This is a genomic window from Leisingera sp. G5_S3_59_S7 (genome assembly GCF_054968485.1).
On the sequence record NZ_JBQKUH010000007.1, the window covers coordinates 30,940 to 51,868 of the forward strand.

Here is a 20,929-nt window from a genome sequence, read left to right on the forward strand (position 1 = left end):
CAGTGAAACTCGGCCTCAAAGGAGACCCCCGCGATGACTGAACACGCCACTGCCCCCCGCGCCCGCTCCGGCGGCCGCACCGCCCGCCGTGCCCTGCGCACCGCACCGGATTTCAACATGCTGCCGGGCCTCAGCCGCAATATTCCCTGGTGCGAGGTGATGGACGGCGCCCAGGTCGAAATGATCGACAACGCCTCGATGGGCATTCTGGAAAACGTGGGTGTCCAGTTCCGCGATCCCATCGCGCTGGAGGACTGGAAGCGCGCCGGCGCCAAGGTCGAGGGTGAACTGGTCTATCTGGACCGCGGCCTGGTCCGGGAGCTGATTGCCACCATCCCCAGCGATTTCACCTATCACGCGCGCGACCCGGAAAAGAACGTGCGCCTGGGCGGCAAGCATTCGATCTTTGTGCCGATGACCGGCGCGCCGTTCCTGTGCGGCCTGGACGATGTGCGGCGCAATCCGACGCTGGACGACCTGGCGATGTTCCACAAGCTGGCGCATATGATGCCGGCGCTGCACTCCTCCGCCCACCATATTGTCGAGCCTTATGATCACCCGATCAGCCAGCGGCATCTGCGGATCACCTATTCGTCGATGAAATACTCCGACAAGACGTTCATGGGCATGACCACCAGTCCCAAGAACGCCGAGGACGTGATGGAGATGTGCGCGATTCTGTTCGGCGCGGATTTCCTGGAGGACCACCCGGTCACCACCGGCAACTGCAACGGCAACTCGCCGCTGGTCTGGGATGAAACCATGCTGGGGGCGATGCGGGCGTTCTGCCGGCGAAACCAGCCGGTGCTGTGCTCACCCTTTGTGCTGGGCGGCGCCAACACCCCGGCCTCGGTCCCGGCCACCGTGGCGCAGCTGAACGCCGAAGCGCTGAGCGCGCTGGCCTATACCCAGGTGATCCGCAAGGGCGCGCCTGCGATCTATGGCCACTACCTGTCGACCGTCAGCATGAAATCCGGCGCGCCGATGGCCGGCACGCCGGAAATCAGCTTGATGAACTTCATGATCGGCCAGATGGCGCGGTACTACGGGGTGCCGTGGCGGACCTCCAGCACCCTGGGCGGCGCCAAGACATTCGACGCGCAGGCGGGCTATGAATCGGCCACAACGCTGTCGGCGGTCATTCACGCGGGCGCCAACTACATCTGGCACTCGGCGGGCTGGAATGAGGCGGGGATGCACTGCTCGGTTGCTAAATTCATCGTGGACGCGGAGCAATGCGCGATGGCTTGCCGGATGGCGGAAGGCCCGAAATGGCATGACTTCGATCAGGCGCTGGCGGCGGTGCCGGATGTCGGCCCCGGCGGCCACTACCTGGGGCATCCGCACACTCAGGAGAACTTCCAGGAGGCGTTTTTCATGCCGGAGCTGTTCGACAACAACTCCATCGAGCAATGGCAGGCCGAGGGCAGCGCCGAGATCACCGAACGCGCCCTGAAGCGCGCCAGAAAGCTGTTGGCGGAATACCAGGAGCCCAAGCTGGACGAGGCGAAGAACGAAGAACTGCTGGAGTATATCGCCCGGCGCGAGCGCGAAATCCCCGCCGCGGATGAGCTGAACCAGAGCTATTGACCGTTTCCACCGGCTGGCCCGCCTGTAAACCGGACGGGCAGGTGCGAAACCTGCCCGGTTCGGGCTGCCTGCGCCGGATCCCACGCCGCAGGCGCCCGCTTCAAGAACGGTAAATTTGCCTTTCCGCTGCTGGAAACCGGGCGGCCTGCAGAATTCCTGGTGCTTCCCTGATCCGGTGATCCGCATCCTGCGGGAAAGACCTGTTTTACAACCAAAAATGAGGGAATCTTACTCCTGCACCCGCCTTGCGAGTGCAGCATTCCATTTTTGTAAGGAGAAAAACATGGAACGTAAGAGCATCCTCACACACATGCGGGCCATTGAAGGCAGGTTCAACGCCGAGGGCCTGACGCTTTACGTGTGCACAGACCCTCAAGAGCTGCCGGCCCTGCTGGAGGATGTGGGCAAGAAGCGCGTCCATCCGATGTCCGAAGTCAGTGACGATGACCTTGAGTCAGGCCGGGCATTCTGGCTGTTCCTGAAGCGGGAGGACCGTTGCATTACCTGCATCTCAGCCAAGAGCGTGGATCTTGGCGGCAAGGACTTCGGCAACTACTTCCGGGGCCTTGCGGCCTCCCGGTACGGCGGCCGCGACGAGGTTGTAGCGAGCGTCTCGCAGCCGCTGGTCGATGAACTGCGGGGCAGGCTGATCTACTTTGGCGGCATCGAGGTTGCGCCGGACGAACGGGGCGGCATCCGCAGGCTTGGCGACTTTGCGCAATATGTGAAGCTGCTGGCCGCCACGCGGTGGGATTTTGATTGGATGTACACGATCATTGCCTACAAGCACCGCCGCCTTGCTGACGATTACGGCTTTAACGGCAAGTACCGGAATGCGATCTGCTGGTCGGATCCGGTGCCGGAGGGCCTGGCAAACGATCAGATGATCCTAGGCCTCAACGCAGTCCATTTCTCGCACATTGTCAGCAGTGTCGAGCCAGGTAATCTTTGAGAAAACCGCAGTGACCGGCGCCCCTTGGGGGCCGGTCACCCGCATCGTCACCTTGCGGTAGCCGCCCCGCACCCTCAGCCCCTTGATGATCACGTCCAGCACTTCGTCCGTCACAATGTAGGGAACCTCTTCGAGCATCCTGTGCGACTGCATCGCGCGCTGGATAATCCTCTCTTCGAAGGTTCCGACGATGCGGTAGAAATCACGGTTCCCGGCAAGCATAAGCCGCTCTGCCGCGGCGCTGCGTTTGCCGATCTGGATCGGGTGCATAATCCGGTCTGTGGGTTCGAGGGGCTCATAAAGGTCAACCTGGTCCTCGAACCACTCCCAGTTCTGCAGCTGCCCTCCCTCCTGGTGGAACCAGTCCAGGATGTGGTCCGTCGTGACATTGAATCCGGCCCTGGAGCACGCGGCAAGTTCGGTATTGGCGGTTTCGGCCGCCCGCCATCGGTTGAGTTTGGCTGCGGAGGCGTGGTTTCCGCCGGGCAGGTCGAAAAAGAACTGAATGGGGATGCACAAGCCGGCGGACAGCAGCGCCAAAGAGGACGCGGGGATTTCCCGGTTGTTCCTCATCTGGCTTCTGAGGGTGCCGTAATTGACCCCGGAAATCGTGCAGGCTGTTTTTAATCTTACGCCTGCGATCTTGCAGGCGGCATCAATACGGTCGGCTATCATATGCACCTCAAAAGTTTACATATGTGAATTATTAAACCAATAGTTGACACGTATCAGCCAAGGCATCAACAATCAATGCGTGTGTAGCGTTTATCAGCGGGTGAGTTTCCATTGGAGTGGACAGACGGAAAGATGCATCGCGCCGGAGGGAGCGGCAGGGGCTGTTCCCGGCGCGAGCTTGAGCTTCTCAGGAAGGCCAGCGAGGCTTCGGGGAGAAGCCTTGGCTTTTGGTCTGAACTAACCGACGGACTGGACCAAAAGTCGCTTGCGCTGCTGGTTTCAAGGGCCCACATGGTGTCGCCTGAGAACTCCCGGTCCTGCGATGCGCTGGAGCGGGACCAGCGCGAAGTGCTCACCATGCTGTCGCAAGTCGGCCATCGTGACCGCGGCGTGTTCATGAGGGCGCTGCGGGGGCTGATTGAACTCCGCAAGGGGCGGTTGAACTAGGGCCGGGACCCCAGAGCAGAGCGCGTGAACCGGGGGAGGGGGCTGCGCAAGCTCTATTCTGCGGCCGGTTTGCAGCGCCGGCGGGCCAGCAGCGCGGTGATTTCCGAACGGCAGGATCCGCAGCCGGTGCCCGCTTGCAGCGCCGCACCGACATCAGCGGCACTGAGGAGGCGGCCCGTTTCGATGGCGCGCAGAATCGTATTTGCCCCGACATTGAAACAGGCGCACACCAGCGGGCCCGCGTCCGGCAGGTCTTCGGGCGGCTGACCGGTCAGCACGCCGGATGTGCAGGTGCCGGGCAGTCCGGCCAGGTAGCTGCGGCGGACGGCAATTGGCTGCGGCGCAATGAACAGCGCCGCCGCCAGCCTGCCGCTTTGGTGGAGGGCCACCCGGGCAATGCCCTTGCGGCTGTCCGTCATCATCTGGATCGCGGCATCCGGCAGGGCGAACAGCTGGCGCGCTGCGGCCTCCGGATCGCGGAGCGGCGCCGCGCCTGCCAACTCCGCGCGGTAGCCGGTCTGTGTCCGCGCCAAGGCCCAGTAGTCCGTTCCGGGGGTCGTTCCGGGGGCCATGGGCCGGCAGGACACGGCAAAGCCGTACCAGGACGCTTGAAAGCGTTCGGCTGCCGCCACAGAGGCCTTGCTTTCGGGTTGTCCGGAGACCGGGTCGGCCGCCGCGGCAACAAGAGACGCGATACGCGCCGAAGGTGCTGTTTCCCCGGTCCAGTGAATCGGCACGAACAGGTCGCCGGGCTGGACATCCGCCGTGATCCGCGCCCGCAGGATCGCCTGCCCGTGCGGGCTGCGCAGACGCAGCAGGTCCGCGGGCTTTACCCCCAGGTCCGCGGCGTCGTCCGGGTGAATGTCGGCGAAGGGTTCGCCAAGATGCCCTGACAGGCGCGGAGACTGGGCCGTCCGGGTCATCGTATGCCATTGATCGCGGATGCGGCCGGTGTTCAGGCGGAACGGAAACTCTCTGTCAGTGGCAGCCGCCGGCGGCTGGCAGCGGACGGGCAGCATCCGTGCCTTGCCGTCCGGGTGATAAAACCGGCCGTCCGCAAAGAAGCGCCCGCCCCGGCGGCGGCTGACCGGCCAGCGCACCGGCGCCAGCCCATCATAGCCTGCATCGGACAGGCCGCTGAGACCGGAGATATCGAAGTCCAGCCCGAAACGGCCCGCAAGGCCCGACAGTGCTGCATGTTCGCGGAAGATCTGCGCCGGCGACTGGTAGTCAAAAGCTGCAGCCCAGCCCATGCGCCTGCCAACGTCTGCCAGAATGTCCCAGTCCGGGCGGGCTTGGCCGGGCGGCGGCAGAACCGCGCGCTGGCGGCTGATGGTGCGGTCCGAGTTGGTGACGGTGCCGTCCTTTTCCGCCCAGGCGGCGGCGGGCAGCAGTACATCTGCCAGCCGCGCGGTATCGGTCGCGGCGGTGATGTCGCTGACCACGGTAAAGTCGCAGGCCTTGATGGCAGCGGAGACGGCATCGGCCTCCGGCATCGTCACGGCCGGGTTGGTGTGGATGATCCACAGCGCCTTGAGCCGCCCGTCGCCCGCGGCGCGGAACAGGTCGACGGCTTTCAAGCCCGCGCGTTCCGGCATCGCAGGCGCGCCCCAGAAGTCCTGCACCGCAGCCCTGTGCCGGGCGTTTTCCAGATCCATGTGGCAGGCCAGCATATTGGCCAGCCCGCCAACCTCGCGCCCGCCCATGGCATTGGGCTGGCCGGTGACTGAGAATGGCCCGCAGCCAGGCTTGCCGATCCGCCCCGTTGCCAGGTGGCAATTCAGGATCGCATTCACCTTGTCGGTTCCCGAGCTGGACTGGTTCACCCCCTGGCTGAAGATGGTCACGACCTTTCCGGTCCGCCTCCACAGATCGCAGAACTCCGCGATCTCGGTCGCCTCCAGCCCGGTCACCGCAGCATCCGCGGCAAAGGCGGCCTCCAGCGCTGCGCCCAGCCCCTCCACATGGCGCAGATAGTCCGCATCCAGCGCGCCGCCCTCATAAAGCGCGGCCAGCAGGCGGTTGAACAGTGCCACATCGCTGCCCGCCCCTAGCTTCAGGTGCATGTCCGCCTGATCGCAGCTGGCGGTGCGGCGCGGGTCGATCACCACCAGTTTGGTGCCGCGCGCCGCCCGTGCGGCCAGAATGCGCTGGTGCAGCACCGGGTGGCACCAGGCGAGGTTTGACCCCACCAGCACGATCAGATCGGCCTCGTCGAGATCCTCATAGGTGCCGGGCACCGTGTCGGTGCCAAAGGCGCGTTTGTGCCCCGCGACGGTCGAAGCCATGCACAGGCGCGAGTTGGTGTCGATATTGGCGGAGCCGAGAAAACCCTTCATCAGCTTGTTGGCGACGTAATAGTCTTCGGTCAGCATCTGGCCCGACAGGTAAAAGCCGACGCTGTCCGGGCCGTGCTGCTCCACGGCTTTCTGGAACTTGGCGGCGACCAGGTCCAGCGCGCTGTCCCAGCCGGTGTCCCGGCCGTTCACCCGCGGCGCCAGCAGGCGGCCCTCCTGTCCCAGCGTCTCCCCCAGTGCCAGCCCCTTGGAGCACAGCCGCCCGCGGTTGGCCGGGTGGTCCGGGTCGCCGCGCACCTCCAGCCCGCCCTGGCCGTCCGGACGCAGCAGCAGGCCGCAGCCGGTGCCGCAATAGGGGCAGGCAGAGCGCACCTCTGCCGGAGTGCCGCCCGCCGTCACGCCGCGCTCCGCTTGCCGATGGCGGTGCCGTCGATCAGCAGGCGGCCCGCCTCGACGCGCAGCGGATAGGTCTCGATCCGGCCTTCATCCGCCCCCAGGGCCTGGCCTGTGTTCAGGTCGAAGACCCAGTTGTGCAGCGGGCAGGTGACGCTGTGCCCGTGCACGATGCCTTCCGAAAGCGGCCCGCCCTTGTGCGGGCAGCGGTCGGCGGCGGCAAAGACCTGCTGCGGGCCGGTGCGGAACAAGCCCACGCAGCCCCCAGGCGTCTTCACCACCCGCGCGCCGTGCAGCGGGATGTCGTCGATATGGCCAATGTCGATCCAGCTCATTCGGCGGCCTCCAGTGTGAGATTGGCTAGCGGCGCGTATTGCGCCCGCGTGGTGCGGTCCTGCGCGTGTTCGGCCCAGGGGTCCTTGCGGTAGACGGATTGCGACAGCTCGAACCGGGCCGCCAGCGCCTTGCGGTTTTCCAGGTCGTCGACGATCTGCGCCTTGACCCAGTCCAGCCCCACTTTGGCGAGCCACTTGTAGATCCGGTCCAGGTACTTGGCGTTTTCGCGGTAGATCTGGGTCATGGCGGAGATCACCTCAATCGCCTCGTCCTCGGTCGCCACTTTGCACAGCAGCTCGGTGCCCTTGATCTCCATGCCGGCGGCGCCGCCCACGTGAATTTCATATCCGCTGTCGACGCAAATCACGCCAATGTCCTTGCAGGTCGCCTCAGCGCAGTTGCGCGGGCAGCCGGAGACCGCGAGCTTCAGCTTGTGCGGCGTCCATGACCCCCACAGGTGTTTTTCCAGCTTGATGCCCAGACCCGTGGAGTCCTGGGTGCCAAAGCGGCAATGGTCGGTGCCGACACAGGTTTTCACCGTGCGCAGCCCCTTGGAATAGGCATGGCCCGACACCAGCCCGGCGCGGTTCAGGTCGGACCAGATGCCGGGCAGGTCCTCGCCCCTGACGCCCAGCAGGTCGATGCGCTGGCCGCCGGTGACCTTGACCGTCGGCACATCGTATTTGTCGGCGGCATCGGCAATCGCGCGCAGCTCGTCCGGGGTTGTGATACCGCCCCACATGCGCGGCACCACGGAGAAAGTGCCGTCTTTCTGGATGTTGGCGTGCTTGCGCTCGTTCACAAAACGGCTTTGCGGATCGTCCCGGTACTCCAGCGGCCAGTCCGCCAGCAGGTAGTAATTCACCGCCGGGCGGCAGATATGGCAGCCGTTGGCGGTGGTCCAGCCAAGCTCCTGCCAGACCGCGGCCTGGCTTTTCAGCTCCTGAGATTTGATCAGGCGGCGCACGTCCTCGTGCGTGTGGCTGGTGCAGCCGCAGATGGGCTGGGCCTGGGGCGCCGCATAGCCATCATCCAGCGTCACCGCCAGCAGCTGTTCCACCAGCCCGGTGCAGGTGCCGCAGGAGGCGCTGGCCTTGGTTTTGGCGCGGATCGCGCCGAGGTCGGTGGCGCCGCCTTCGATGGCGCTGGTGATCTGTCCCTTGCAGACGCCGTTGCAGCCGCAAATCTCCGCCTCAGGCGGCAAGGCTGCAACGGCTGACAGAGGGTCCGCGGAGGTGCCCCCCTGAAAGGCCGGGCCGAATATCAGCGTCTCGCGCATCTCCTCGATATCGGTGCCGTCCTTGATCAGACCGAAGAACCAGCTGCCGTCGGCGGTGTCGCCGTACATCACGGCGCCGATCAGCCGGTCGTCTTCGATGACCAGCCGCTTGTAGATGCCGCGGGCGGGGTCGCGGAAGACGATATCCTCGCGGGTCTTGCCCCCGGCAAAGTCGCCCGCGCTGAACAGGTCGCAGCCAGTGACCTTGAGCTTGGTCGCCAGTTCCTTGACGGCAAAGGCATTCGGCTGGCCCAGCAGGTTGTCCGCCAGCACCTTGGCCTGATCGTAGAGCGGCGCGACGAGGCCGAACAGATGGCCGTCAAACTCCACGCATTCGCCCACGGCATAGATATCCGGGTCGGAGGTCTGCATCTGCGCGTTCACCTCGATCCCGCGCGCCACATTCAGATGCGCGTCAGTGGCAAGCCGGGTTTCCGGGCGGATGCCCACCGCCATCACGACCAGATCGGCCCCCAGCGTCTCGCCGCTTTCCAAAAGCACCGCCTTGGCGCGGTCCTCGCCCAGGATCGCCTTGGTCGAGGCCTGGGTCTTCACGGTGATACCGCGCGCCTCCAGATCCTTGCGCAGGAGATACCCCGCGGCCTCGTCCAGCTGGCGCTCCATCAGGTGGCCCATCAGGTGCAGCACGGTCACGTCCATGCCGCGCTCCTTGAGCCCCGCGGCGGCTTCCAGCCCCAAGAGCCCGCCGCCGATCACCACCGCCTTGCCGCCCTTGGCGGCGGCGTCGATCATTGCGTTGGTGTCGTCCAGATCGCGGTAGGAGATCACGCCCGGCAGGTCGTGGCCCGGCACCGGGATGATGAAGGGGGCAGAGCCGGTGGCGATCACCAGCTTGTCGTAGGGAACATGACCGTTTTCGCCCTCGACCACCTTCATCTCAGGGTCGATCTTCACCACATGCTCGCCGAACCGGCAGGTGATGCCGCGCTCCGCGTACCACGCGTCCGAATGGGTGACGATCTCCTCATAGGTCTTCTCACCCGACAGCACCGGGCTCAGCATGATGCGGTTGTAATTGCCGCGCGGCTCGGCATTGAAAAGCGTGATGTCATAGGCGCCGGGGTCCGCGTCGAGCAGATGCTCGATCACCCGGCCAGAGGCCATGCCGGCCCCGATAATGACGAGTTTCTGGGTCATGGTCTCACTCCGCTGCAATCTGGTTTGCGGCTGCTTTGGGCTTGGGTTTCGCGCCGTGCTCGTATTCCTCCAGGAAATCGAGCACCTCCTGCCGGTAGGTGTAGTAATCCGGGTGCTCCAGCAGCGCCTTGCGGGTGCGCGGGCGAGGCAGGTCGACGTCGGTGATCTTGCCGATGGTAGCCTGGGGCCCGTTGGTCATCATCACCACCCGGTCGGCCAGCAGGATCGCCTCGTCGACATCATGGGTGACGCAGATCGCGGTCACCTTGGTGCGGGACCAGACCTCCATCAGCACCTCCTGCAGCTCCCAGCGGGTGAGGCTGTCGAGCATGCCGAAGGGTTCGTCGAGCAACAGAAGCTTGGGCGAGAGGGCAAAGGCGCGGGCGATGCCGACCCGCTGCTGCATGCCGTTCGACATGGCGTTTGCGGGCTTGTCCATCGCATCCGCCAGGCCGACGCGCTCCAGGTAGTATTCCACCACGTCCTGCCGTTCCGCCTGCGACGCCTTGGGATAGACCTTGTCAACGCCGATGGCGCAGTTCTCCCGCGCGGTCAGCCAGGGGAACAGGTTTGGCGACTGGAACACCACCGCGCGCTCGGGATCGGCGCCCTCGACATGGCGGCGGTCCAGCTTGATCGCCCCCTTGGAGATCGGGTTGAGGCCCGCGGCCATGGTCAGCACGGTGGATTTGCCGCAGCCCGAGTGGCCGATCAGCGAGATGAATTCACCCTTGCTGATCTTGAGGTTGAAATCCTCGACCACAGTCAGCGGCCCCTTGGGGGTGGGATAGATCTTGTGCAGCTGCGAGAAGTCCAGGAAGCGGTCCTCCGTCAGCGACTTGGAGGCCTCGGCCACGGCGGCGGGCAGACCGTGGACCGGGGTCACATCCGGCAGGGTTCTGGTGCTTTCGATTTTGGCCTCGATCCCCGCCTCCATCAGGCAGGAGGTCACTTCCCGCCGCAGACGCTTGAAGGTTGCGTCATTGTTCATCGCAGACCGGTCGCGGGGGCGCGGGATCGCGACTTTGAACTCCTCGCCAAGGGTGCCATCGGGGTTGAGCGCGATGATGCGGTCGGCCAGCAGGATCGCCTCGTCCACATCATTGGTGATCAGCACGCAGGTCTTCTTGTCGGCCTCCCAGATCATCTCGATCTCATCCGCCAGATTGGCGCGGGTCAGCGCGTCCAGTGCCGACAGCGGTTCATCCAGCAGCAGGACCTCCGGGTCCATCGCCAGCGCGCGGGCCACATTCACCCGCTGCCGCATGCCGCCCGACAGCTCCGCCGGGCGGCGGCCGGCGGCGTGGCTGAGGCCGACCATCCCGACGTAATGGTCCGTCTTGGCCTGTTTTTCAGCACCGGAGAGGCCCGGAAAGACCGTGTCCACCGCAAGGCGCACGTTGCCGTTCACCGTGAGCCAGGGCATCAGCGAATAGCTCTGGAAGATCACCCCGCGTTCCGGGCCGGGGCCGGTGATCGTCTTTCCCCGGAAGGCGGCTGTGCCCTCGGTCGGTGTCTCAAGCCCGGCCATCAGGTTGATGAGGGTTGTCTTACCGGTGCCGGAGAAGCCCAGAAGCACCAGGAACTCCCCCTCCTGAACACTCAGGCTGATGTTTCTGAGCACGGAGGTTTTGGCCGTGCCTTCCCCGTAGCTTTTGGAGACATTTCTGAATTCAAGAATGCTCATGACGGCTCACCGGTTGTTCGTGAAGGTAAACAGCGACTGCAGCGCGTACATCACCCGGTCCAGCAGGAAGCCGATGATGCCGATGGTCAGCACTGCGACGATGATCCGGGCCAGCGACTGCGAGGAGCCGTTCTGGAATTCGTCCCAGACGAATTTGCCGAGCCCGGGATTCTGCGCCAGCATCTCTGCCGCGATCAGCACCATCCAGCCGACCCCCAGCGACAGCCGCAGGCCGGTGAAGATCAGCGGCAGCGCCGAGGGCAGGACCAGCTTGGTGATCTTTGTATAGGTGTTCATTTTCAGAACCTTGGAAACATTCACCAGGTCCTTGTCGATGGAGGCCACGCCAAGCGCGGTGTTGATCAGGGTCGGCCACAGCGAACAGAGCGTCACGGTGATGGCGGAAACCAGGAACGACTTGGAAAAGAGCCCGTCGTTGCCTGCGTAGAGGGCAGAGACGATCATCGTGACGATCGGCAGCCAGGCCAGCGGCGACACCGGTTTGAAGATCTGCACCAAGGGGTTGATGGCAGAGTTCGCGGCCGGCGACAGCCCTGCCAGGATGCCCAGCGGGATCGCCACGGCGGAGGCGATCAGGAAGCCGAAGAACACGGTTTTGATCGACGTCCGGATCTGCTGGTAATAAGACGGCGCGCCGGTATAGGGGATGTCCTTGACCCGTTCCGGCTGTCCGCGGTCGATAAAGCGCTGGTTGCGGGCCTCCACCTTTTCGTAGTGGGCCTGTTCCCTGGCGGCCATTGCCTGCGCGTCGCGGTGCAGGTTCACCGCTTCGGTCCAGACCGCAGCAGGGCCGGGGATCGCGCCGAGCGAGGTCTGCACCCTGGGCGCCAGCGCAGCCCAGAGCAGGAGAAAAGCGGCAATTGCGATGACGGGGACAGCCAGCAAGTGCCAGATTTCCTTCATCTGCGCCTTGGGGTTGTCGCCTGCGGCGGCTTTCAGGACCGGGGTGATCCAGGCCAGGCCGAAGACCTGGAACCAGGCATCCAGCCTGTTGATCCGGGTAAACAGCCGCGCGCGGCGGGCCTCGGAGCTGAGGGTATCGGGGTCGGCGGTGGTCATGGTCTTGTCCTTTGCGGAATGCGGGGGGAGGGGAACGGCGCTTGCTCCTGCCGGAGCATCGCCCCGCCCGCCCTCCCGTCCGGGGTCAGCCCTGAACGGTGCCGCCGGTGATGGTCTGGCCGGATTTCAGGCCGATCGGCAGGCTGTCGATGTAAGCGTTGGGTGCTTTGGCATCGAAGGGGATGCCGTCGATGATGTCCGCGGCCGGGGTCGGGGCCTTGTAGCCGTCGCTGTCCCAGGGGAAATCTTCGGCGCTGGCAAGCCCCTCATCCACCAGCATTTTCGCAGCTTCCAGATAGATCTCCGGCTTGTAGACGGAGCGGGCAACCTCGTCATACCAGCTGTCGGGCTTTGCGCCGGCGATCTGGCCCCAGCGGCGCATCTGGGTCAGGTACCAGACCGCGTCGGAATAGAACGGATAGGTCGCGTTGTAGCGGAAGAACACGTTGAAATCCGGCACTGCGCGGGTGTCGCCCTTCTCATACTCGAAGGTGCCGGTCATCGAATTGGCGATCACATCGTAATCGGCGCCGACGTATTCTGGGCGGCTGAGGATATCCACCGCTTCAGGGCGGTTGGCGTTATCGTTTTCGTCCAGCCACATGGCCGCGCGGATCAGCGCCTTGACCACCGCCAGCGTGGTGTTCGGATTCTCATCGGCAAATTCCGCGGTGATGCCAAAGACCTTTTCGGGGTTGTTCTTCCACAGCTCATAGTCGGTGATCACCGGCACGCCGATGCCCTTGAACACCGCCTGCTGGTTCCACGGCTCGCCCACGCAGTAGCCTGCGATGGTGCCGGCCTCCAGTGTGGCGGGCATCTGCGGCGGCGGGGTCACCGACAGAAAGGCTTCGGCGGCGATCTGGCCGGTCACGTTTTCGGGGGAGTAGTAGCCGGGGTGGATGCCGCCGGCCGCCAGCCAGTAGCGCAGCTCGTAATTGTGGGTGGAGACCGGGAAGACCATGCCCATGTTGAACGGCTTGCCCCTGGCGTTGAAGTCTTCGATCACCGGTTGCAGATGGGAGGCGGAGATCGGGTGCGAGACCTTGCCGTCCGCGTCGGTGGGCAGGTTCGGCTTCATCATCTCCCAGACCTCGTTGGAGACGGTGATGCCGTTGCCGTTCAGATCCATCGAAAAGGGGGTGATGATATGCGCCTCGGTGCCATAGCCGATGGTGGCGGCCAGCGGCTGGCCCGCCAGCATGTGGGCGCCGTCGAGCGTGCCGCCGATCACCCCGTCCAGCAGCACTTTCCAGTTGGCCTGCGCTTCCAGCGTGACAAACAGCCCCTCATCATCGAAGAACCCCTGCTCATAGGCGACCGCCAGCGGCGCCATGTCGGTCAGCTTGATGAAGCCGAAGGTCAGAACGTCCTTTTCCAGGTCCAGCATGTCAGCCAGGGCCGGGGCGGTCAGGGCGGTGGAGCCTGCGAGGGCAAGGATCAGGGTCTTCATCGGGACGGTTTCCTTTGTTTGCTGCGTCCGGGGCACACGCCCGGACAGAAAAAAGCCGCTGACACGCACCGCCGGGAGGAGTGGCGGTGGGTCGAGCGGCTTTGCTCAGTGCAACCCGGTCTTCGGGATAATCTCTGCGTCAGGCTCCGTTGCCTGTCTGGGTTCAGTGTGCGGGATGATCGGCGCGGCGCCAAAGGTTTCTTTGCGAGCGCAGCGAAAAATTCTGCAATGCAGCATGGGCGTTCAGCGGATTGCCTGCTTTTTCATCAGCCGGCGGCCAAGGGATCAAAAACCCGGCCATCGAAAAACCGGTTCGGCAGCAGATTTACCGGGTCCGATTCCCCCGCGGCCAGCGTTCCGGCTTCCAGTGCGCCTTCCAGCCTGGACGACGCGCCCGGCAGAACCGCGCCGGTTCCGGAAAGGGCGGTGCGGTACAGATCGCTGCGGAAAACATGTTTTGCCTTTTGCAGCGCGGCCTGCTGATCGAGGCCGTTTCGTTTTGCCAGCCGCAGGGCCGTCCACTGGGCCTGGCTGCGCCAGGGATACCCGGCGGCGCCGTCATGAAAGCCGACAAACCCGGGCGCCTCGCGCTGCAGCCCCTGAGGTGTGACGGTGAACTTCCCGGACAGGCCGCGCTCGATGATCTCGGCGGGCAGGTCGAGATACCGGCGGGAAGACAGGATCTCAGCCGCCAGGCCGCGGCAGGAGGGGTCGGCCAGCCAGCGCCCCGCGCGCCACAGGGCCCGGACCAGCCGTCCGGACAGGGCGGGTTCCGTTTCGGCCCAGCCGCTGCGGACGGCCAGCACCTTTTCCGGCGCAAAGGACCAGATCGCCCGCCCGGGCAGCAGCAGTGCGCCGTCCCCCTGTTCGACGGCAATGGAGCCCCAGGGTTCGCCGACGCAGAAGGCGTCGATGTCGCCGCTGCGGATCGCGCGGGCCATCAAGGGCGGCGGCACCGTGCGGATAACGATGTCCTGCGCAGTGTTCAGCCCCAGCCCTTCGAGCCAATAGGTCAGCAGCTCGGCATGCATGGAAAAGGGAAACGGCACACCGATCCGCAGTGGCCGGTTTGAGGCGGCCATCAGGGCCTGTCCCGCTGACACGGCGTCGTCAAAGGAAAACCTGTGCCCCGCGGCGGTCAGCCTGCCGGCCAATCTGCTGCCGGCACCAATCACCGTGCCATTGACCGACAGCACCGAAAGAACTGAAAACTGGGCGCTGGCCCCGCCCAGGCCCAGGGCTGCCGCCACCGGCACCGGCGACAGCATCTGGGCGGCATCCACCTGGCCATAGGCCAGCATATCGCGGAGCGATGACCAGGACGGCGCGCGGTGCAGATCCAGTGTCAGCCGCTCTTCGGCCGCAAAGCCCATTTCCTGTGCGGCGATCAGCGGCGCCGCATCCGTCAGCGGGACATAACCGGCAGGGATCCTGGTCAAGCTCATGCCAGCAGCCCCGCCGCCGTCACAAGCGCCTGCGCCACCTCCGCGACGCGCTTGTTCTGGTCCATCGCGGCCTTGCGCAGCAGCGCATAGGCCTCATCCTCTTCGATGCCCCGGGCCTTCATTATCATGCCCTTGGCGCGGTCGATGACTTTGCGCTCCTCCAGGGCGCGCTTGGCCTCTGCAAGCTCTGTGCGCATCCGCTGAAACAGCCGGAACCGCGCGATGGCAGCGTCCAGAACCGGTTTCAGCCGGGAGGGCTGCAGCCCGTCGACCACATAGGCCGAGACGCCGGCTTCCACGGCTGCCGCCGACAGCCCGTCGGCGCTGCGGTCGACAAACATTGCCACGGGGCGTTCCTTGGGGCCGGACGCCAGCGTGAGTTCTTCCAGCACATCGCGCGAGGGGTCCGCGATGTCGATGAGGACGACATCCGGATCGCGGGCCTCTATCCGGCGCGCAAGGCCGGAGGGCTCCGATATCACCTGAATGTCGAACTCCCCGGCTTCGCGCAGGCCGTCCGCAATCATGAACGCGCGTTCGCGGTCGGCTTCGACGACAATGATGGACAGGGGATCGGGCATGACCACTGCATCGGCCCTGCAGGAGAATACTGTAAAGACCAGCAATGCCATGCAGCCTGCCTGGACGCCGGTTATGCTCAACTTTTAAGCAAACCGCCCGCACATCCGGCTGTTGCAGAAGTAACTGGCAGGCCCCGGCAGCCCCGCCGGCAGGCAACCGGAAGGCCGTGCGCTGACACGCAAAGCGCGGATTGCCAGCGGCCAATCTCCGCTTGCCCGTTGCTGCGCGCCCGGCGGGACATGGCAGGGGATCAATCCGGATCGAGCTCATTATTCGCACGGCAATTCCCACCGGCTGGCCCATACTGGCCGGAGCGCACGAATCTGCAAGGAGAAGCCCATGGCACAGGAGTATCCCATTTATGGCCGGATCGACGGTCCCGTCGTTATCATCGGCTTCGGGTCGATCGGCAAAGGCACGCTGCCGCTGATCGAACGCCATTTCGACTTCGACGCCTCCAAGCTCACGGTCATCGAACCCGATGCCGCCAAGGCGACTTTCCTGCGCCAGCACAAGATCAACCACCTGCAGGTTTCGCTGACGCCGGACAATTACAAGGATGTGCTGGGCGGCCTCTTCAGCGAGGGCAAGGGATTCTGCGTCAACCTGTCGGTGGACACCTCGTCGCTTGAGCTGATGACCTTCATGCGCGAACTGGGCGTGCTGTATATTGATACGGTGGTGGAGCCCTGGGCGGGGTATTATTTCGGCACAACCGACAACGCGGCCCGCACCAATTATGCGCTGCGGCAGGCCGTCAGGGATGAAAAGGCGCGCAATCCCGGCGGCACCACGGCTGTCAGCTGCTGCGGCGCCAATCCGGGCATGGTCAGCTGGTTCGTCAAGGAAGCGCTGCTGACGCTGGCCCGTGATACCGGGCGCGGCGTTGAGGCCCCTGCCAGCCGCGGGGACTGGGCGCGGCTGATGCAGTCGCTGGGCGTCAAGGGCGTTCACATCGCCGAACGGGATACCCAGGCCCGCCGGGTGCCGCGCGCCCGGGGCACCTTCGTCAACACCTGGTCGGTCGAGGGCTTCATCGCCGAAGGCTTTCAGCCTGCCGAACTGGGGTGGGGCACCCATGAGACATGGTTCCCCGAAAACGGCCACCGGCAGGACAGCGGCTGTCAGGCCGCCATCTGGCTGGAGCGACCGGGCGCGATCACACGCGTGCATACCTGGTGCCCGACGCCGGGGCCGCAGTTCGGCTTCCTGGTCACCCATAATGAGGCGATCTCGATCTCGGACTATTATACCGTGGGCGCGGGGGCCGATCCCGAATACCGCCCCACCTGCCACTATGCCTATCACCCCTGCGACGATGCGGTGCTGAGCCTGCATGAGCTGTTCGGCTCGGGCCAGCAGCAGGAACGGCACCACATCCTGACCGAGGACGAGATCATCGAGGGCATCGACGAGCTGGGTGTGCTGCTTTACGGCCATGAAAAGAACGCGCTGTGGTTCGGCTCGCGCCTGTCGAACGAGGAGGCCCGCGACCTTGCGCCGTATCAGAACGCGACCGGGCTGCAGGTCACCTCGGCGGTGCTGGCCGGTATGGTCTGGGCCTTGGAAAACCCCGGAGCGGGGATTGTCGAGACGGATGAGATGGACCACGCCCGCTGCCTTGAGGTGCAGCGGCCGTATCTTGGCCCGGTCGAGGCGCATTACACCGATTGGACGCCGCTGCAGGACCGCTGGGCACAGTTTCCGGAGGACATCGACGAAAGCGATCCCTGGCTGTTCCGCAACGTGCTGGCAAGCTAATCACGGCGGGGGCGTCCGGCCGGATGCCCCCGGCTATTCCTTGCCCGACCGCCATTCCTTCCACATCAGGTAGGTATTGGCGCCAAGCGCGGCAAAGGGTTCCGGCGGCAGCCTGGGCGGTTCCGGCTGGGCCAGGAAATGGCTGGCAATGTCCGACCCGCCCTGCAGCACCAGTTCGGCAATGCCCATCCCTTGCAGGGTGCCGCGGGCGATGCCGAGGCCGTTCTGGCAGCAGGCCGAATAAACACCCTGGTCCAGCGCGCCAAAGGCCGCCGATCCGTTGCGGCTGAGGCACAGCATCCCGGCCCAGCGGTGCTCCATCCGCACGTCCCCCAGCTGCGGAAACCGCTCCTTGAACTTGCGGTCATGCACCCAGCCGGCATTGCGAAGGCGCATTTCGCTGGTTTCGATGGTGGGATGGAAGCTGGAGCAGGTCCGGATCAGGATCCGGTCGCCGAAAGAGCCGGAAATGCGCCGCACGGAGGTTCCCATCGGGTCTGCGGGTGTTACCGACCAGCGCGGTGTGCCGCCCAGCCGTGTGATCTGCTCCGGCGTCAGCCGTTCGGTCATCGAGGCGTAAAGGCAGATGTGCATCAGGCGGCGCTGGTAGAAACCGAAGCTTTCCAGGTGGCCGTTGTTGGCCAGGATCACACGGCCGGTGCTGATGCGGCCCTTGGGGGTGCTGACCAGCCAGCCGTTTCCTTGTTTCCCGAAACCCGTGGCGGGGGAGTTTTCGAAGACGCTGATCTGTCCCGCCAGATGTGCCGACAGGGCGCGGATATAGGCGGCGGGCTGGATCATCACCGTGCCCGGCGCATAGAGGCCGGAGGTGTAATGCGCACTCCCGGTGCGTTCCTGCATTTCCTGCCGGCTGAGCAACCGGTGCGGTTCGCCCAGCCGGTCCAGATGGGCTGCGAAATCGCGGTTGTGCTTGTCGCCCGCACGGGTGGCGGCGGCGTTGATCTTGCCCGCTGGGTCGAACATCTCCTGCGGCAGCGCGCAATCCTGTGCCACTTCGGTGGCAAAGGCGATGGCCTTGCGGTTCATGGCAATCGCGGCCTTGTCGGCCTCCAGTCCCGTTCCGGCATAATTGTCAGATGACAATTCATGCGGCAGGTCGATCATGAAACCTGAGTTGCGCCCGGCGGAGCTTTCGGCAAAGCGCCCGGCCTCCAGCAGCGCGACCTTCAGGCCGGGGTCCAGCTGATGCAGGCGGCGGGCGGCGGAAAGCCCGGCAAATCCGCCGCCGATAATGGTGACATCGGCGGTCAGATCCTGTTCCAGCACCGGCAGGGGCGCTTGCGGCGGCAGGATCGCGTTCCATCCCGCCGCACCAGTCTGCCGGGGCAGGCGTTTGGCGTCGTAGCGGCTCAATCCACGGCCTCGTCTGCGTCGTCGGCCAGGTCGATCCAGATGGTTTTCAGCTGGGTGTACTGGTCGTGGGCATGCACGGAGTTGTCGCGGCCGCCGAAACCCGACTGCTTATAGCCGCCGAAGGGGGTGGAGATGTCGCCCTCGCCAAAGCTGTTCACGGTCACGGTGCCCGCCCGGATCGCCCGGGCGCCGCGGATGGCGTGTTTGACGTTGGCGGTGAAGATCGAAGCGCAGAGGCCGTAATCGGTGTCATTGGCGATACGGATCGCCTCGTCAAAGCCGGTGACCTCAATCACCGACAGGACGGGGCCGAAGATCTCCTCGCGCGCCAGCACCGCGTCATTGCCGGGTACCTCGACCACGGTGGCCTCGACAAAGGCGCCGTCATGGGCCTTGCCGCCCAGCACCACGTTGTCCGCCTGCTCCAGATAACTGCAGACCTTGTCGAAATGCGCCCGTGACACCAGCGCGCCCATACGGGTTTCCGGGTCCAGCGGGTCGCCCACGTTCCACTGCTTGGCGTGATGGGCGATGCGCTCCAGCAGCTCTGCCTTGACGTCCTTGTGCACGATCAGGCGGGAGGAGGCGGAGCAGTTCTCGCCCATGTTCCAGAAGGCGCCGTTCACCACATGCGCGGCAACGCGGTCCAGGTTTTCGGCATCATCCATGACGATGGCAGGATTTTTGCCGCCCATCTCCAGCACCACTTCCTTGGCATTGCTTTCTGCGGAGTAGCTGAGGAATTTCTTGCCGGTCACGGTGGAGCCGGTGAAGGAGACCATGTCGACATCCATATGCCGCCCGATGGGTTCGCCGACCTCGGCGCCGCCGCCGGGGACGATGTTCAGCACACCGCGTGGCAGGCCCGCCTCCATCGCCAATTCGGCCACGCGCAGCGCGGTCAGGGTGGTCTCGGCGGCGGGTTTCACCACAACGGAGCAGCCTGCGGCCAGCGCCGGGCCGATCTTCCACGCCAGCATCAAAAGCGGGAAATTCCACGGCAGCACCAGGCCGACCACGCCGATGGGTTCACGCACCACCATGGCGATGTGATCGTCGGAGGCGGGGGAGACCTGATCATAGATCTTGTCGATCGCCTCGGCGTGCCATTTCAGGCAATGGATGGTCTCCGGCACGTCGACGGTTTCGCAGTCATAGATGGTCTTGCCGCTGTCGAGGCTCTCCATCACCGCCAGTTCGCGGGCATTGCGGGTCATCAGCTTGGCGAGCCGGATCAGCGCATCCTTGCGCGCGGACGGGTGCAGGCGGGACCAGCGGCCGTCGTCGAAGGCTTCGCGCGCCTTTTCGACCGCGACATCCACGTCCTCGGCACCGCAGGCGGCGATATCCGCCAGCTTCTCACCGGTGGCCGGGTTCACGGTCTCAAATGTCTTGCCAGAGGCCGCCGGGCAGAACTTGCCATCAATGAACGCACCGGTGGGCAGGTCCAGATTGGCGGCGATGGATTTGTATTCGTCCTGAGTAAGCAAAGTCATTCCTTAACCCTCCGCCTCGATATCTGCGATTTTCTGTTTCAGCACCCGCACGACCTGTTCCAGTGCGCGTTTGTCGTCCTTGTTCAGGCCTTTCAGCGGCGCACGCATGGCGCCGGCTGCGATGCCGTTCATGGTGACGCCGTGCTTGATGGTCTGGATGAACTTGCCGCCCTGTTCGAGGACTCGCATCAGGGGCATCATCGCTGACATGATGCGGCGGCCCTTGGCGAAGTTGCCTTCGATCACGCAGGCATTGTAGAGCGCGACGTGCTCGCGGGGCAGGAAGTTGGAGCCGCCGCAAACCCAGAAGGGCGCGCCCCAGGCAAAGAATTCCAGCGCCTGATCATCCATGCCGCAGCCCAGCTGGATGTGGGGATAATCGCGGGCCAGCAGATGCACGCGGTTGATATCGCCGGAGCTTTCCTTGATGCCGCAGAAGTTCCGGGAACGGCCGACCCGGTCGAGAAACTCCTCGCCCATCATGGTGCCGGTGCGGTGCGGGTAGTTATACAGCATCACCGGCAAATCCGCCGCCTTGTCGATGGCCAGCGCATTCAATGCGTTTTCGCGGTCGGTCGGCACCGAGTAGGGCGGGGAGGCCAAGAGGATCGCATCGGCGCCGATCTTCTTGGCGCCGGTCGCCAGCGCGATGGAATCGCTGGTCAGCATCGCGCCGGTGCCCACCACCAGCGGCAGGCGGCCCTTGAGCCGGTCATGGGTGAAGCGGGCGAGGGCGATGCGCTCTTCCACGGTCTGGGCATAGTTCTCGCCCGTCGAGCCGCCAGAGATCAGGCCATGCACGCCGGCGCCGATCAGGTATTCGATGACATCGGCCAGCGCGTCCCAATTGACGCTGCCGTCCTCGAAATGCGGCGTCACCACAGGGGTGTATATCCCCTCGAACCGGAATATTGGGGTCATCTC

General features: G+C 64.9%; 16 protein-coding genes. 4 read left to right on the forward strand and 12 right to left on the reverse strand.

Annotation, left to right across the window (positions count from 1 at the left end; all coding sequences use genetic code 11):
• The first annotated feature begins 33 nt into the window (after nt 1-33).
• Complete coding sequence (locus tag ACTRWG_RS05700; protein WP_462829081.1) at nt 34-1,590, forward strand: trimethylamine methyltransferase family protein; 1,557 nt, start codon at nt 34-36, stop codon at nt 1,588-1,590.
• A 283-nt stretch (nt 1,591-1,873) separates the two neighbouring features.
• Complete coding sequence (locus ACTRWG_RS05705) at nt 1,874-2,542, forward strand: hypothetical protein (protein ID WP_154667626.1); 669 nt, start codon at nt 1,874-1,876, stop codon at nt 2,540-2,542.
• Here ACTRWG_RS05705 and ACTRWG_RS05710 read toward each other — a convergent pair.
• The gene (locus tag ACTRWG_RS05710) at nt 2,480-3,115 is read right to left on the reverse strand and encodes a hypothetical protein (RefSeq protein WP_027233945.1); all 636 of its coding nucleotides are present in this window, start codon (nt 3,113-3,115) and stop codon (nt 2,480-2,482) included. The two genes, ACTRWG_RS05705 and ACTRWG_RS05710, sit on opposite strands and share 63 nt — an antisense overlap.
• A 393-nt stretch (nt 3,116-3,508) precedes the next feature.
• On the opposite strand from ACTRWG_RS05710, the gene ACTRWG_RS05715 reads away from it, so the two are divergent.
• Nucleotides 3,509-3,664: a hypothetical protein gene (locus ACTRWG_RS05715; RefSeq protein WP_154667625.1), complete on the forward strand. Its 156-nt coding sequence runs from the start codon at nt 3,509-3,511 to the stop codon at nt 3,662-3,664.
• Nucleotides 3,665-3,717: 53 nt separating this feature from the next.
• Here the strand turns inward: ACTRWG_RS05715 and ACTRWG_RS05720 are convergent, their stop codons facing one another.
• From ACTRWG_RS05720 to ACTRWG_RS05755, 8 genes are all read right to left on the reverse strand, one after another.
• Nucleotides 3,718-6,360, reverse strand: coding sequence for a molybdopterin-dependent oxidoreductase (locus tag ACTRWG_RS05720; RefSeq protein ID WP_462829082.1), 2,643 nt, complete (start codon nt 6,358-6,360; stop codon nt 3,718-3,720).
• On the reverse strand, nt 6,357-6,689 hold the full coding sequence (gene nirD / locus ACTRWG_RS05725) for a nitrite reductase small subunit NirD (protein ID WP_259970068.1): 333 nt from the start codon (nt 6,687-6,689) through the stop codon (nt 6,357-6,359). The genes ACTRWG_RS05720 and nirD overlap by 4 nt, the downstream gene beginning before the upstream one ends.
• A complete protein-coding gene (nirB, locus tag ACTRWG_RS05730; RefSeq protein ID WP_462829083.1) occupies nt 6,686-9,127 on the reverse strand; it encodes a nitrite reductase large subunit NirB in 2,442 nt (813 codons plus the stop codon). Before nirB ends, nirD begins: the two co-directional genes overlap by 4 nt.
• Nucleotides 9,128-9,131: 4 nt before the next feature.
• Entirely contained in the window at nt 9,132-10,814 is a 1,683-nt protein-coding gene (locus tag ACTRWG_RS05735) for an ABC transporter ATP-binding protein (protein WP_462829084.1), read from the reverse strand.
• A 6-nt stretch (nt 10,815-10,820) separates the two neighbouring features.
• Nucleotides 10,821-11,894 (reverse strand): ABC transporter permease, encoded by a 1,074-nt coding sequence (locus tag ACTRWG_RS05740; protein WP_027233939.1) that lies wholly within the window; start codon nt 11,892-11,894, stop codon nt 10,821-10,823.
• 85 nt (nt 11,895-11,979) lie between these two features.
• The gene (locus ACTRWG_RS05745; protein WP_027233938.1) at nt 11,980-13,347 is read right to left on the reverse strand and encodes a CmpA/NrtA family ABC transporter substrate-binding protein; all 1,368 of its coding nucleotides are present in this window, start codon (nt 13,345-13,347) and stop codon (nt 11,980-11,982) included.
• 266 nt (nt 13,348-13,613) lie between these two features.
• Nucleotides 13,614-14,792: a CmpA/NrtA family ABC transporter substrate-binding protein gene (locus tag ACTRWG_RS05750; protein WP_259973016.1), complete on the reverse strand. Its 1,179-nt coding sequence runs from the start codon at nt 14,790-14,792 to the stop codon at nt 13,614-13,616.
• Nucleotides 14,789-15,373: an ANTAR domain-containing response regulator gene (locus ACTRWG_RS05755; RefSeq protein WP_027233936.1), complete on the reverse strand. Its 585-nt coding sequence runs from the start codon at nt 15,371-15,373 to the stop codon at nt 14,789-14,791. The genes ACTRWG_RS05750 and ACTRWG_RS05755 overlap by 4 nt, the downstream gene beginning before the upstream one ends.
• 340 nt (nt 15,374-15,713) lie before the next feature.
• On the opposite strand from ACTRWG_RS05755, the gene ACTRWG_RS05760 reads away from it, so the two are divergent.
• Nucleotides 15,714-17,135 carry a homospermidine synthase gene (locus tag ACTRWG_RS05760; protein ID WP_462829085.1) on the forward strand — a complete coding sequence of 474 codons (1,422 nt, stop codon included), beginning with the start codon at nt 15,714-15,716 and terminating at the stop codon, nt 17,133-17,135.
• A gap of 33 nt (nt 17,136-17,168) precedes the next feature.
• Here the strand turns inward: ACTRWG_RS05760 and ACTRWG_RS05765 are convergent, their stop codons facing one another.
• From ACTRWG_RS05765 to ACTRWG_RS05775, 3 genes are read right to left on the reverse strand one after another with little or no spacing between them, the layout of a single operon-like run.
• Nucleotides 17,169-18,509, reverse strand: coding sequence for an NAD(P)/FAD-dependent oxidoreductase (locus ACTRWG_RS05765; RefSeq protein ID WP_462829086.1), 1,341 nt, complete (start codon nt 18,507-18,509; stop codon nt 17,169-17,171).
• Nucleotides 18,506-20,005: an aldehyde dehydrogenase gene (locus ACTRWG_RS05770; protein WP_027233933.1), complete on the reverse strand. Its 1,500-nt coding sequence runs from the start codon at nt 20,003-20,005 to the stop codon at nt 18,506-18,508. Before ACTRWG_RS05770 ends, ACTRWG_RS05765 begins: the two co-directional genes overlap by 4 nt.
• Before the next feature lie 3 nt (nt 20,006-20,008).
• Nucleotides 20,009-20,926: a dihydrodipicolinate synthase family protein gene (locus ACTRWG_RS05775; protein ID WP_027233932.1), complete on the reverse strand. Its 918-nt coding sequence runs from the start codon at nt 20,924-20,926 to the stop codon at nt 20,009-20,011.
• Nucleotides 20,927-20,929: the final 3 nt, after the last annotated feature.